The organism is Neorhizobium sp. SHOUNA12A, assembly GCF_023006505.1.
Lineage (GTDB): Bacteria > Pseudomonadota > Alphaproteobacteria > Rhizobiales > Rhizobiaceae > Neorhizobium.
Window position 1 is genome coordinate 59,649 of record NZ_JALBGV010000002.1, and the last position, 13,743, is coordinate 73,391.

General features: G+C 58.6%; 11 protein-coding genes. 5 read left to right on the plus strand and 6 right to left on the minus strand.

Going from position 1 to position 13,743, the window contains the following annotated elements; genetic code table 11:
• Position 1: 1 nt before the first annotated feature.
• From MOV63_RS01235 to MOV63_RS01245, 3 genes are read right to left on the minus strand one after another with little or no spacing between them, the layout of a single operon-like run.
• Complete coding sequence (locus tag MOV63_RS01235) at positions 2-1,003, minus strand: ABC transporter substrate-binding protein (RefSeq protein WP_247031172.1); 1,002 nt, start codon at positions 1,001-1,003, stop codon at positions 2-4.
• Between the two features lie 60 nt (positions 1,004-1,063).
• Positions 1,064-1,843: a pyrroline-5-carboxylate reductase gene (locus MOV63_RS01240; RefSeq protein WP_247031173.1), complete on the minus strand. Its 780-nt coding sequence runs from the start codon at positions 1,841-1,843 to the stop codon at positions 1,064-1,066.
• A 37-nt stretch (positions 1,844-1,880) separates the two neighbouring features.
• Positions 1,881-2,510 carry a TetR/AcrR family transcriptional regulator gene (locus MOV63_RS01245; protein ID WP_247031174.1) on the minus strand — a complete coding sequence of 210 codons (630 nt, stop codon included), beginning with the start codon at positions 2,508-2,510 and terminating at the stop codon, positions 1,881-1,883.
• Positions 2,511-2,655: 145 nt separating this feature from the next.
• On the opposite strand from MOV63_RS01245, the gene MOV63_RS01250 reads away from it, so the two are divergent.
• Together MOV63_RS01250 and MOV63_RS01255 are read left to right on the plus strand one after the other, a co-directional pair.
• Positions 2,656-4,692: an NADH:flavin oxidoreductase gene (locus tag MOV63_RS01250; RefSeq protein WP_247031175.1), complete on the plus strand. Its 2,037-nt coding sequence runs from the start codon at positions 2,656-2,658 to the stop codon at positions 4,690-4,692.
• Positions 4,693-4,694: 2 nt separating this feature from the next.
• Positions 4,695-5,300 carry a dimethylsulfonioproprionate lyase family protein gene (locus MOV63_RS01255; protein ID WP_247031176.1) on the plus strand — a complete coding sequence of 202 codons (606 nt, stop codon included), beginning with the start codon at positions 4,695-4,697 and terminating at the stop codon, positions 5,298-5,300.
• A gap of 50 nt (positions 5,301-5,350) precedes the next feature.
• Here the strand turns inward: MOV63_RS01255 and MOV63_RS01260 are convergent, their stop codons facing one another.
• Together MOV63_RS01260 and MOV63_RS01265 are read right to left on the minus strand one after the other, a co-directional pair.
• Positions 5,351-6,436: a hybrid-cluster NAD(P)-dependent oxidoreductase gene (locus MOV63_RS01260; protein ID WP_247031177.1), complete on the minus strand. Its 1,086-nt coding sequence runs from the start codon at positions 6,434-6,436 to the stop codon at positions 5,351-5,353.
• Positions 6,426-7,679 (minus strand): SRPBCC family protein, encoded by a 1,254-nt coding sequence (locus MOV63_RS01265; RefSeq protein ID WP_247031249.1) that lies wholly within the window; start codon positions 7,677-7,679, stop codon positions 6,426-6,428. The genes MOV63_RS01260 and MOV63_RS01265 overlap by 11 nt, the downstream gene beginning before the upstream one ends.
• Positions 7,680-7,789: 110 nt before the next feature.
• Here MOV63_RS01265 and MOV63_RS01270 point away from each other — a divergent pair, with 110 nt between their 5' ends.
• Positions 7,790-8,677 (plus strand): LysR substrate-binding domain-containing protein, encoded by an 888-nt coding sequence (locus MOV63_RS01270; protein ID WP_247031178.1) that lies wholly within the window; start codon positions 7,790-7,792, stop codon positions 8,675-8,677.
• A 179-nt stretch (positions 8,678-8,856) separates the two neighbouring features.
• On the opposite strand, the gene MOV63_RS01275 is transcribed toward MOV63_RS01270, so the two are convergent.
• Positions 8,857-9,765, minus strand: coding sequence for an AraC family transcriptional regulator (locus tag MOV63_RS01275; RefSeq protein WP_247031179.1), 909 nt, complete (start codon positions 9,763-9,765; stop codon positions 8,857-8,859).
• 201 nt (positions 9,766-9,966) lie between these two features.
• Between MOV63_RS01275 and MOV63_RS01280 the strand changes: the two genes are divergently transcribed.
• Positions 9,967-11,433, plus strand: coding sequence for an alpha-glucosidase/alpha-galactosidase (locus MOV63_RS01280; protein WP_247031180.1), 1,467 nt, complete (start codon positions 9,967-9,969; stop codon positions 11,431-11,433).
• 121 nt (positions 11,434-11,554) lie between these two features.
• Entirely contained in the window at positions 11,555-13,642 is a 2,088-nt protein-coding gene (locus tag MOV63_RS01285; RefSeq protein ID WP_247031181.1) for an ABC transporter substrate-binding protein, read from the plus strand.
• Positions 13,643-13,743 lie beyond the last annotated feature (101 nt).

Below are 13,743 nucleotides of genomic sequence, written 5' to 3' on the forward strand. Positions count from 1 at the left end.
ATTACAGCGCTGCCTCGATCTTCTTGGCGGCGTCCGTTGAAACCCACTTGGTCCAGATGTCCTTATTTTCCTTCAGAAAATGCTTGGCGCCATCCGCACCGCTGGCCTGATTGTCCGTCATCCATGCCATGAGCTTGCCGATGGTCTGGTTGCTCCAGGACCGCTTTTCGAGATAGGTCATCACCTCGGGTCCTGCTTTCTCCGAAAAGGGCTTGGCGACCAGGGTGACGATCGTGTCGATCGGCCAAGAATTCGGCTTCGGATCCGGGCAATCGGCAACCGTGTTGCAACGCTTCCATTCAGCCGGGTCGTTTTTCACGCCGGCCTCAAGTTTCACCATCGGGTATTTGCCGAGCAGCGCCGTCGGCGCCCAGTAGTAAGTGGCAAAACTCTTCTTCCGCTCATATGCCTTTGCGATAGCCCCGTCCAAACCGGCTGCCGATCCCGTGTCGATTAGTGTGAACTTGGCCTTTTCCCCGCCGAACGCCTTGAACAGCTGGGTTGTCACGACGGTGCCACCCCACCCCTGAGGACCGTTGAGGATTGCGCCCTTGCTTGGGTCTTCCTCACCCGGGAAGAGTTCGGGATGCTTCAGCAAATCCGGAATGGTCTTGATGTCCGGATGTGCGTCCGAGACATATTTCGGGATCCACCAGCCTTGATTGCCGCCGTCCGGCAATGGAGATCCAACCTTCACGATCCGGCCCTCCTGCGTGCCTTTCGCGACCACGTCGGGAAGCAGGTCGATCCAGGCCTCGGGAGCGATATCAGGCTGGCCTTTTTCCGCCATGGAGGTGATGGTCGGCACGGTGTCTCCAACCGTGATCTCCGCCTGGCAGCCGTAACCTTCGTTTAAAATGAACTTGTCCAGATTGGAGATGACCTCCGCGCTTTGCCAGTTCATGCTCGCGATCGTGACGCGGCCGCACCCGGCGGCATTTGCCGCCGATGCGCCGGCGAACACTCCGACTAGCACGCAACCCGAAGCCAAAAGCTTATTCATAGCACTGTTCCCTTTTTTTAGCGGCTTGACGTAGAATGCGGGACGCCGCGGATACCCGATTCACAAGTGCTTGGGAGCGTCTCCCAAACTCATCGATTTCTCGAACGCTGCCGTCAGTCCGCAAGCAATCGCTCTCTCGAAACCCGCAGCGCGCATTGTCTCGATTGCGACGGCCGTGGTACCGCGGTAATCGAGGAAGGTCTGCACGATTTCAGTAGGACAGATCTCACGCATTTCCATGAGACGCCCTGCGCCAATGATAAGCGTGTTAACGGCACGCCTGGCCATCGCGACGGGGATGCCCCGGGAGATGGCATCTCGCATCATTGCGTCGGCAAGAAGCGCCGGAAAAGCGGGGCCGGATCCGGACAGGCCGGTGAAATAGTCCATATCGGTCTCGCTGTGCACCTCATCCTGAACACCGCAGGTTTCGAACAGGGCTCGGACAAATGTGCGTTCTTCTTCACTGACCTCCGGGGTTGCGATCCATGGCGTGTAGGACCGGCGGATCTCGACCGCTGCATTCGGCAACGAACGAACGACACAGGCGGTCTGATGATGGTCGCTCAGCGAGTCCAACGAAACGCCTGCCATGGCGGAAATTAGCAGCTTGCCTTTCGCATCGACGTTAAGGTCACGCCAGTCAGCGGGGCGGACGCAGAGAATGATGACATCCGAGCGGTCGGCGAGGGCCTGATTGTCCAATGTCCAGAAAGCCTCTTCGAAACGATCCGGCCGCTTGTTGTGATAAGAGAGCGACAGGTCCCGAGGCTTGACGAAGCCGGCGTCCTGCACCGCGCCGGCAAGGGCGCTGCCCAGCCAGCCGTTGCCGCCGATCACGCCAATTTTCCAGCCCCTGCCAGCGTCCACCTTGCTCTCACCCTTGTTTATAGCCGTGCCGCGCGTAGAAGCGATCGAGTTCCCGCTGTTGCGGGACCTGACCGGTGTAGATTGCGATGTATTCGGGAATGCGCTTCATACGCAGTCCGATGTCCTCGGTGGACTGCATGGAGATGTAGCCGATCTGGACCAAATAAGTTGTTCTCGCGCGAACGTCCGCAGGCTCTTCGTCAAAGCCGAACCGCACGAACATACGGCTCAAAGCGTCTATTCGGGCCAGATCAGCCTGCTGCACTTCAACCTGAATTTCCGGAGATTGCAGCGCCCAACTGCGAATTGCAAACTCGAACTGGGAGTCGAAGAGATCTTTGTTGAGCCAGCAATCGAAGACATTCAGCATCGCTTCCGCAAGAGATTCCGCGTATGCCTCGGACTGCTTCACTAGGTTGCCTGTGTTCTTGTCCCTCCAGCGCAGTATCAGCGCGCTCAGCAGTTCCTCCCGATCCTTGAAGAACCAATAGAAGCTTGTCCGCGATAGACCCAGCTTCTTGGCAAGCGGCAGGATCTTCACCGAATCTACGCCGGATTCGAGCAGCGCTTCGTAGGCGGCTTCAAGCCAACCCTCCTGAGAACCACGCCAGCCGCTGTCATTTACCGCCTGTTCCATAGGCACTTCCTAACAAATTCATAACCGCACTTCAAGTGGAATGTACATGAATGTCAACTGTAGGTACGGCGATGTTTTCAATATTGACATAACTGTACATTCCTGTTTAGCCTTATGCGCAAAGGCCAAAACCGGAGCCCGTCGCATGTCGAACGATCCCCTCCTTCAGCCCTACACACTGAAGCATCTGACTCTACGCAACCGTATCATCGTTACATCGCATGAGCCCGCCTACCCTGAGGATGGCATGCCGAAGGAGCGTTACCGAGCCTATACCCTCGAGCGGGCGAGGGGCGGCGTGGCCCTGACAATGACGGCGGGGTCGGCAGCGGTGTCGAAAGACAGTCCACCGGTCTTCAATAACCTGCTCGCTTACAAGGACGAGATCGTTCCGTGGATCCGGGAAATGACCGATGCCGTGCACGAAGAGGGCGCGGCTATCATGATCCAGCTGACCCATCTCGGCCGGCGCACCCGTTGGGACAAGGGCGATTGGCTGCCGGTGGTCGCGCCGTCCCATCATCGTGAAGCGTCGCACCGCTCCTTCCCGAAGAAGATGGAGGATTGGGACATCGAGCGCATCATTAGAGACTTCGCAGACGCAGCCGAGCGCATGAAGGCGGGCGGCATGGACGGTGTCGAGCTTGAAGCCTACGGTCACCTGATCGATCAGTTCAATTCGCCGCTCACCAATGAACTGGACGGGCCATATGGGGGCTCGCTCGAAAATCGCATGCGGTTCTGTTTCGACGTCTTCAAGGCGATGCGCGAGCGCGTCGGAGACGACTTCATCCTCGGCGTTCGCTATACGGCCGACGAATGTCTCCCCGGAGGCACTGGAAAAGCTGACGGTATCGAGATTTCGCGACGGCTGCGCGACAGCGGTCTGATCGACTATCTGAACGTGATCCGAGGTCACATCGATACGGATGCCGGCCTGACGGACGTCATTCCGATCCAGGGCATGGCGAACTCGCCACATCTCGATTTTGCCGGTGAAATCCGCGCCGCAACCCAATTTCCGACCTTTCATGCGGCAAAAATCCCGGATGTGGCGACGGCACGGCACGCCATTGCCGCGGGCAAAGTGGACATGGTCGGAATGACGCGCGCCCACATGACGGATCCGCACATCGTTCGCAAGATTATCGAAAAGCGCGAGGAGGACATACGCCCTTGCGTCGGCGCGAATTACTGTCTCGACCGCATCTACCAGGGCGGGATGGCTTTTTGCATCCACAATGCCGCAACCGGTCGCGAACAGACCATGCCGCATACCATTGCAAAAGCCGACACCCGCAAGAAGGTGGTCATTGTCGGAGCCGGGCCGGCTGGCCTCGAAGCGGCGCGCGTGGCCGCCGAGCGGGGTCATGCGGTCGTGGTCTTCGAGGCGGCCAACAATCCCGGCGGGCAGATCCGCCTCACCGCGCAGAACGAACGCCGCCGTGAGATGATCAGCATCATCGACTGGCGGATGAGCCAATGCGAGAAGCTTGGTGTCACGTTCCATTTCAACAACTGGGCGGATGCTGACATGATCGCAGCGGAAGAGCCCGACGTGGTCATCATCGCAACAGGTGGACTACCGCATACCGAGGTTCTGTCGAAGGGAAATGAGCTTGTCGTCTCCTCCTGGGATATCATTTCGGGCGACGTCAAGCCGGGCACCAATGTGCTGATCTTCGACGATGCCGGCGACCATGCCGGCTTGCAAGCCGCGGAATTCATCGCCAAGACAGGGGCCAAGGTCGAGATCATGACGCCCGACCGCTCCTTCGCGCCGGAGGTCATGGCGATGAACCTTGTTCCCTACATGCGCTCGCTGCAGAAACTCGACGTCACCTTCACCGTCACCTACCGGCTGCAATCGGCCGAAAAGAGCGGCAACCAGATCATTGCCCATGTCGGCAGCGACTATGGCGGCGTTGAAAAGCAACGGACCATCGACCAGATCGTCATCAATCACGGTACGATCCCATTGGACGATCTTTATTTCGAGATGAAGCCCGGCTCGAAGAATCTCGGTGAAATTTCCTACGACCAGCTGATTTCCGGCGCACCGCAAACGGCCGAGCGCAATCCCGCTGGCACCTATCAGCTCTTTCGGATTGGCGACGCGGTCGCTGCTCGCAACACGCATGCAGCGATCTATGACGCATTGCGGCTTGCCAAGGATATTTGAACATGGCCCGCAGCCAGGCCTTGCAGGATTTTCTGAATACCGCGATCGTCGCATTCGACCGGTTTGTCGAGGATTCACGGGCCCGGCAGTCACAGACGCAGATATTTGCGCACCTGCAAACATCGCTGCCGGAGCGGGTGAATATCGCAAAGCGGCTTCCGATTTGCGGCCTGTATTTGCAGAGTGTCTTGGCGGCAAAGGCGGAGCAACCCTCGTTGAACATCTTGCTCCGGCGCTTTGCAGCGTTGGAGGCGCAGCTCGAATGGAACTGTCGCTCGACCTATGACAATTCAGCCAGCGCAAATTTTCCGATGGGCCACGCCAATACCATGATTGTCGGGCCGGGCGGTCTCGAGGACCGTCCGGACGTGTGGCTTGGCGCGACCTTGATGGCGCCGAACGTGCGGTATCCGGATCACGATCATGCACCGGAGGAAATCTATCTCGTCCTGTCGGATGGCGAATTCATGCAGGGCGATTCCGGTTGGTTCACGCCGGGCATGGGTGGCTCTTTCTACAATCCACCTGGAATCCGGCATGCGATGCGCTCGGGCGAGAAGCCTCTCTTCGCATTCTGGGCACTTTTGCCCGACCAGCGGAAACATTGAAGCAAGGTGATCGATAGTTTCTTCGGTCATCCCTGCTAGTGTTTAAGGCCTTACCGATCGACCACGAGGTCACTGAGTGGCTTCGAACAGCACGGCAGGAATAACCCGGCGTCGATCTCTCGCTGGCGGATCCCGCCATTGTGGTTCATGTCGACGGATCCGGACACCAGTTTTGATTTGCAGGTGCCACACACTCCGTTTGAACATGAAGAGGGGAGTTTCACGCCAGCTTTTTTCGCGCAGGACAGGATGGTCTGCTCGCCTGAAACATCGATTTTACGGACCTGCTTGGCAAACTCCACCGTGAACGTTCGCGTGGCTGTTTCCAGGACAACCGGAAGGTCGATGTCGTCGATGACGGCAGCGTCGAAGCTCTCCTCGATATAATAGGACGACGGAACGCCGAGCCCTGCGGCAATCACGCGGGCAGCAGCCATGAATGGCGCCGGGCCGCAGCACATGACGACACGCTCTGCGATGTCAGGTACGGCCAGCTTCATGTAGTCTGCCGAGATGCGCCCGGTAAGGCCAGGCCAATGGGCTTCGCCGGCGGTGATCTCAGGTAGGAAATGCAGGCGGAGCTGCTTTCCTTTACTCGCCAGGCAGGCGAGTTCCTCCCGAAAGATCAAGTCCTTAGGGCTTCGAGCAGCATGCATGAATACGACGTCGATGGGTTCAAAGGTATCCGCCAGTTCGCGGACGATCGACATGACTGGCGTAATCCCCGACCCACCAGACAGAAGCAGCAGTTTCTTGGCATTGGGCCGGATGAAATGTCCGAGCGGTCCATTGCCCTTCATCGTTGAGCCAACTGTGACGTTGTCATGAAACCAGTTGGAAATCTTACCGTCAGGCACGCGTTTCACGGTGACTGAAAACGCGTTGGTGCGCTGCGGCGAGGAGGATATGCTGTAGCAGCGGCTTTCGGGCTCGGCGTCAATTTCGAGATCGAACAGGAAATACTGGCCGGCCTTGAAGGCGAACCTCTTTCCAAGCGAAGAAGCGAATGTGAATGTTTTTACATCATGCGTTTCCTGGTGGACGTCGATGCAAACCAGATCCTCGTCCAAATCCCGGTTCCAGAATTCAGTTTTCTCTATCCGATCGACAGATGCGAATGCGCTCTTAATATCCATGCGCACGCATCCGATCGATGTACCAGGTGGCGAATTTGTCGAGGTTCGTCTCCGAGAATGGCGAATAGGGGCCGGGCACATAGGCAGGGTCTTCGACGCCGGCATGTGAGCGCGCGACGAGTTCCGCGTCCTGATCCGTGGTCGCCACCCAGACGTTCGTCAACTTCTCAAGGTCGTAATGCACGCCCTCGACGGCGTCCTTGTGAACGAGCCACTTCGTGCGCACCAGCGTCTTGTCGGGCGAAATTGGAATGACTATCGCCACGATGGCATGGTCACCCATGAAGTGGTTCCAGCTGTTATGGCCCCAGAGATGCATATCGCCGAGGTCCTTGCGGGTCATCGTTCCTAAAAGTTTGGATGATGCCGCCGTAGCGTCCGGGGTCTGGGATTCGCCCGCACCGGAAATGATAAGGCGCTGCGTCCTGAAATTGGTCTCACAATCGACGAGTTGTTCGATGGCGGCGGATGGGTAGCCGTCTGCTGTCCATTGAAGGATGCGCTCTTCATAGAGAGCAAGATGCTCTTCGGCCTGCGCCCTGTCTTCTGGACTGAGTGTCTCGGGATCGAAACCGAAATCCAGATCGACGAAAGAGACGCAAAGCTCCGGGTGGTTCGCCGAGCAATGGTAACACTCACGATTGTTCTCCATCGTCAGCTTCCAGTTGCCGTGCTCGATCACATCGGTTTCGAATGCGACTTTGGAATTGCCAATATCGTAGGGCGCCAAGCGCTCCGTCATAGCCAGCTCGAGCCGAGCAATGTCCTTTGGCGGATTGTCGGCAAGGCAAACATAGATGAGGCCGCTGATCGACTTGAAGGTCACAGGCTTCAGGCTATGACACTCTTTGTTGAAGTCCTTGCCCATATGGGGTGCATAATTCAGTTCCCCGCTGAGTTCGTATGTCCAGGTGTGATAGGGACAGACCAGCTTCGAGACGATCGTCTTGCCGGGATTGAGGAGGCGCGAACCCCTGTGGCGACAGACGTTGTGCACGACGCGGATTTCGCCGTCATCGTCGCGCAGCAGGATCAGGCTGGTTTTGCCGATGTCGATAACCGCAGCGTCGCCGGGCTCGGGCACGTCGCATTCAAGTCCGACGCAGATCCAGTGCCGACAAAAGAAGACGTCGATATCCGCTTCGAACACGTCTGACCGGGTATACAGGCCCGCTGGCAGAGCATGGCCGTCAGCACGCGCGTCCAAAAGTGACGAGATCGAAGACGCAAGTTTGTTCAGCATGAAGACCTCTTTGCCAGCTTTCGGGCAAGAGTGACCTTGCCATGCAATTCGTTCAACGGCATAAATTGTTACGTTGGCATAATGAAAAGTAATGGATTGAGGGCGGGAGCATGCAGTTTCGTAAACGACTCCCATCCTTGACCGCGCTGCTGATGCTTGAAGCAGTTTTGCGCAGAAAGAGCTTTACCGTGGCCGCGACCGAACTTGGCGTCACTCAGGCGGCCGTAAGCCGGCAGATTGCTTTGCTTGAGGAAGAACTGGGGCAGCCAATGTTCGTGCGTAAACACCGCGCAATCGAACCTACGCCTGCGTGCCGCATTCTGGGGGCTTCGCTGGCGCAGAGCCTTTCCAATATTGCGGAGACGGTCGATGCGATCAAAACATCCGACCAGGATGTCGTCACAATCGGCGCGACGATCGCGTTTTCGTCCTTCTGGCTGCTTCCGCGTCTGGCCGACTTCCGTTCCCAAAACCCCGGTATCCAGGTGCGTGTCGTATCCCAGGATGAAAAAATCGATCTCGATAGTGGTGAGATAAACATTGCCATTCGTTATGGAATACCGCCGTTTAACGATGGGATGGTCATTGCTTCGAAAGACGATTTCATAACGCCTGTGTGTTCGCCCGATTATCTCAAACGCAGACAACCAGGCCCTTTATCATCGACAGACGAGTATATCGAAACTCACAGTTCCGACCCGTTGTGGTTCTCGTGGGCTCAATGGCTTGACCAGATCGGAGCGTCCTTCGATTTCAAGCCGTCCCTGAGATTCAGTCATTATACCGAAACGATATTCGCTGCGTGTAATGGCCAGGGGGTAGCACTCGGCTGGGGCGCGCTCGTTCAGGCTTTTCTTGATGCCGGAACGTTGGTCGCGCTGCATGATCTGACTTACAAGGCTGACGGGCGATATAATATCCTGCTGCCACTCAGGGCGCGACGAACGGTTGCCAGTGACAGAGCCGTTGCCTGGCTCACGGCAGCATTGCACGCATAACCAGAAGTATTGGCACCCGGACCAGTTCTCCATGTCGTCTGAGACCCGCCAAGGGTGATTTTTACCATCAACGGCATCCTGCTCTACGAGTTCTGCGCGAATGGTCGCCGCAGCGGCGGTACTTCGGCCGGCCTGGTATTGATGAAGCTCTCCTAAGAGGCGGAAAGCCGGGCCGAGGGTTACCGTCGCAATATGGTGTCAGCGCCCCTGCCGACGCTCGCATACATGCCGGTCGTGCGGAATTCGGTGGGGTTGGTGCCGTAGGCACGGCGAAAGACCTTGGAGAAGTAGTTGGCGTCCCGGAAGCCTGAGCGGATTGCCACCTCCTTCACCGGCATGCTGTCGGTCTTGGTCAAAAGCTTGATGGCGCGCTCCAGGCGTTTTTGCAGAACGAACTCGGCCGGCGGAACGCCTTCGCTGGCGGCGAAGATGCGCGAGAAATGCGCTCGGCTGAGACCCGCGACCTTGGCTAGCTCCTCGACCGGCAGCGGATGCTCGAGATTGCTCACGATGTGGCCGATGACATGCTGCATCGTCCGGTATTCCTCGCTGAAGATGGGATGTGAACCGAAGACGTCGTCATAGAGCGCCATGGCCGCTTCGTAGGCGATGGCCGATGCGCGGCCCGGGGTCTCCGCGCCATTGATGAGACGCAGGCTGCAATCGGCCAGATGCTCGATGGTGCGCGGCTGCAGCTTGAGGATCGGGCCGGTCACCGCAAGGACGGAGCGGTGAATGCGAAGCGCTTCGTCGCCATTCATCGAGATCCAGAAGAACTCCCATCGGCCGCCGTCCTCCAGCCAATAGCGATGGTTATGCGGGACGAGAACCAACAGGGTTTCACCTTCCTTCACCCGCAGCTCACGGTTGTCGTATCTGAGGTTGCCAGCGCCGCCGATCGTATGCTGGAGCACAGTGAAGGGGGTCTGGCCGCGCTTGCGTCCGTCCCAATCATAGGCGGCATCCGTGCGGATCTCGTAGCCGGTGCTGGTCGGCATCGTGTGCAAAGTCTGCCGGCCCCGCGGCAACGAGACGGTCCGCATGACCGGCCCCCGCTCGATCAGTTCCTGCAGCATAGAATTACCCATGAAAGCATAATCCTTCTCTGGCGGCCCCGCCGAATTTGCGCATAATCCGCTCCCGAGAGAGAGAACACCGCCAGCATCGAGGAACGGCGGGGAGGGGAATAAGCCGGATTTCTGGCCTCTTTTGGCGCAGTGCGCAAGCCCGGCGGCTATTCTTCTTCTCTTCCCCAGCGCCGGCATTTTCATCGCATCGAGGTCAGGATCATGAGCTTCAAAATCGCTATCATTGGCGCAGGCAGCGTCGGCTTCACGAAAAAGCTGTTCACCGACATCCTGTGCGTTCCCGAATTCAGGGATATCGAATTCGCGCTCACGGACATGAACGAGCATAACCTCCAGATGATCAAGGCGATCCTCGACAAGATCGTCGAATCAAACCGGCTGCCGACCAGGGTGACGGCAACCACCAACCGTCGCGAGGCGCTGACGGGTGCCCGCTACATCATCAGCTGCGTTCGCGTCGGCGGCCTGGAAGCTTATGCCGACGATATCCGCATCCCGCTCAAATACGGTATCGACCAGTGCGTCGGGGATACGATCTGCGCCGGCGGCATTCTGTACGGCCAGCGCAACATCCCGGTGATCCTCGATTTCTGCAAGGACATCCGCGAAGTCGCCGAACCGGGCGCGAAATTCCTGAACTACGCGAACCCGATGGCGATGAACACCTGGGCTGCGATCGAATACGGGAAGGTCGATACCGTCGGCCTCTGCCATGGCGTCCAGCACGGCGCGGAACAGATCGCCGAGGTTCTCGGCGCCAAGTCGCGCTCCGAACTCGACTATATCTGCTCGGGCATCAATCATCAGACATGGTTCATCGATCTGCGCCTCAACGGCCGAAAGATCGGCAATGACGAACTCGTCGCCGCCTTCGAGGCGCACCCGGTTTTCTCGCAGCAGGAAAAGCTGCGCATCGACGTCCTGAAGCGCTTCGGCGTGTATTCGACGGAGAGCAACGGCCACCTGTCCGAATACCTGCCCTGGTATCGCAAGCGGCCGGAAGAGATCACCAAATGGATCGACATGTCCGACTGGATCCATGGCGAGACCGGCGGGTACCTCAGGCACTCGACGGAAACGCGCAACTGGTTTGAAACGGAATTCCCGCAGTTCCTCGCCTCGGCCGAAAAACCGATCGATCCGTCCAAGCGCTCGAACGAGCATGCGAGCCATATTCTCGAAGCGCTTGAAACCAACCGCGTCTATCGCGGCCACTTCAACGTCAAGAACAACGGCATCATCACCAACCTGCCGGCCGATGCGATTGTCGAGTCGCCCGGTTTTGTCGACCGCTTCGGTATCAATATGGTCTCCGGCATCACGATCCCGGAAGCCTGCGCAGCGACCTGCATCGCCTCGATCAACGTGCAGCGCATGTCGGTGCATGCAGCCATCGGTGGCGATATCGACCTCCTGAAGCTGGCCGTCCTGCACGATCCCTTGGTTGGCGCCATCTCAACTCCGGAAGAAGTCTGGCAGATGGTCGATGAGATGGTCGTCGCCCAGGCCGGTTGGTTGCCGCAATATGCCGATGCCATTCCTGCGGCCAAAGAGCGGCTGGCGAAATCGACCGTGAAGACCCGCGATTGGGCCGGGGCGGCACGCCGCAACGTCCGCTCGATCGACGAGTTGCGCGCGGAAAAGGCGGCGCTCAAGCAGGCTGTCTGAAATTTCGGAGGATGGGCGGCGATGGGGCTCCGGGAGGGAGCTTATTGCCGCAAGCCCGCATCCGGATCGTTTGAGGAGAACCGGGGTATTGCAAAGTGCTCCGCAACAAGAGGGAGAAACGATGACAAATTTCCGCAACCTTGGCAGTCTTGCCGGACTGGCGCTGAGCGTCTCGGTCTCGGCTTTGAGCGCCTATGCCTCCGAGCCCACGGCTCCGCCCGTTCCGGCGCAGTTCCCGGCGGAAGGCAAGATCAAATACGTGTCCAGGGATTCCATTGAGGAGTTCAAGGCGCTGCCCACCTATCATGAGCCCGACTGGGTAACGAAGAACTTCGTCGACAGCGGCAAGCTGCCGCCCGTTAAGGACCGCCTGCCCAAGGTGCCGCTCGTCTTCAAGACGGAGAACATGGTGGATGGCCCCGGCGTCTATGGCGATACCCTGCGGCATGTCATCGGCGGCCGGCCAGAAGGGTGGAACTATGGCGCCGGCCAGACCCAGGGCTGGGGCGGCATCGATATCGGCCTGTCCGAGTGCCTGACGCGCACCGCGCCGCTCTTCCAAGTGGAAGCCAAGGATACCGAGCCGCTGCCGAACCTTGCCAGGAGCTGGGACTGGTCCAAGGACGGTCATAAACTCACCATGCATCTGGTCGAAGGCGCGAAATGGTCCGACGGCGCTCCCTTCAATGCCGACGACATCATGTTTTACTGGGAAGACGAGGTCATCGACCCGAATGTCTCCCCGCTCGGCGGCGGCGCATCGCCGGAAGCGTTCGGCCAGGGGACAACACTTCAGAAGATCGATGACTATACCGTCGAGTGGACCTTCAAGGAGGCTTTCCCCAAACAATATCTCTATACGATGGCCTATCCGGGCTTCTGCCCGGGCCCGTCGCATATCCTGAAGCCGCAGCATCCGAAATATTCGAAAAACACCTACGATCAGTTCAAGAATGCGTTCCCGCCGGAATTTTTGAACATGCCGGTAATGGGCGGCTGGGTGCCGGTCGAATACCGTCCTGACGACATCATCGTGATGCGCCGCAATCCATACTACTGGAAGGTCGACGAGAAGGGCAATCAACTCCCTTATCTGAACGAACTGCATTACAAGCTATCGACCTGGGCCGACCGCGACGTGCAGGCCGTTGCCGGATCCGGCGACATTTCTAACCTCGAGCAGCCGGAAAATTTCGTGGCGTCGCTGAAGCGCGCCGCCGAGAAGACCGCCCCGGCACGTCTTGCCTTCGGCCCGCGCCTGATTGGCTACAACATGCGCATGAACCTGTCCGGCAACGGCTGGGGCGAGCCAGACGCGCGCGGCCAGGCCGTTCGCGAGCTGAACCGCAACGAGGATTTCCGCAAGGCGATCACCATGGGCCTCGACCGCAAGGCGATCGGCGATTCGCTGGTCAAGGGTCCGTTCACCGCGATCTATCCGGGTGGCCTGTCCTCGGGCACCAGCTTCTACGACCGCAACTCGGTGGTCTATTACCCCTTCGATCTGAATGGTGCCAAGGCGCTGCTGGCGAAGGCGGGCCTCAAGGATACCGACGGCGACGGTTTCGTGAACTTCCCCACCGGAACCGTCGGCGGCAAGGACGTCGAGATCGTCCTTCTGGTCAACAACGGCTACGCGACCGACAAGAGCCTCGCGGAAGGCGTCATCGGCCAGATGGAAAAGCTCGGGATCAAGGTCATCCTCAATGCGCTCGATGGTCCGAAGCGCGACGACGCTCACTATAGCGGCCGTTTCGACTGGCTGATCCAGCGCAACATGCCGGAACTTGCCTCCGTGGTTCAAAACACCGAGCAGCTTGCACCTGTCGGTCCGCGCACGAGCTGGCACCACCGCGCCGGAAAAGACGGCAAACTCGACCTGATGCCCTACGAAGAAAAGCTGGTGGCTATCGTCGCCAAGTTCCAGACCAGTCAGGACAACAACCAGCGCGTCGACCTGATGAAGCAGTACCAGAAGATCGCAACCGAGAATGTCGATACGATCGGACTGACGGAATATCCCGGTGCGCTGATCATCAACAAGCGCTTCTCGAATGTGCCGGAAGGAACACCGATCTTCATGTTCAACTGGGCCGAGGACTCCGTCATCCGTGAGCGCCTGTGGGTCGCTGCCGACAAGCAGGGCAAATATGAGCTGTTCCCCGAGAGGCTGCCCGGCAAGCCGGGCGAAAAGGGCCCGATCAACTAAGAGCTCCCCTCCCAACCGAGGACTCCGGCCGCGCGTGAAGCGCGGCCGGGCAAGATCAACAAGCCGGCCGCACCGACAGGCGCGACTGGCGGCAAGGAGAA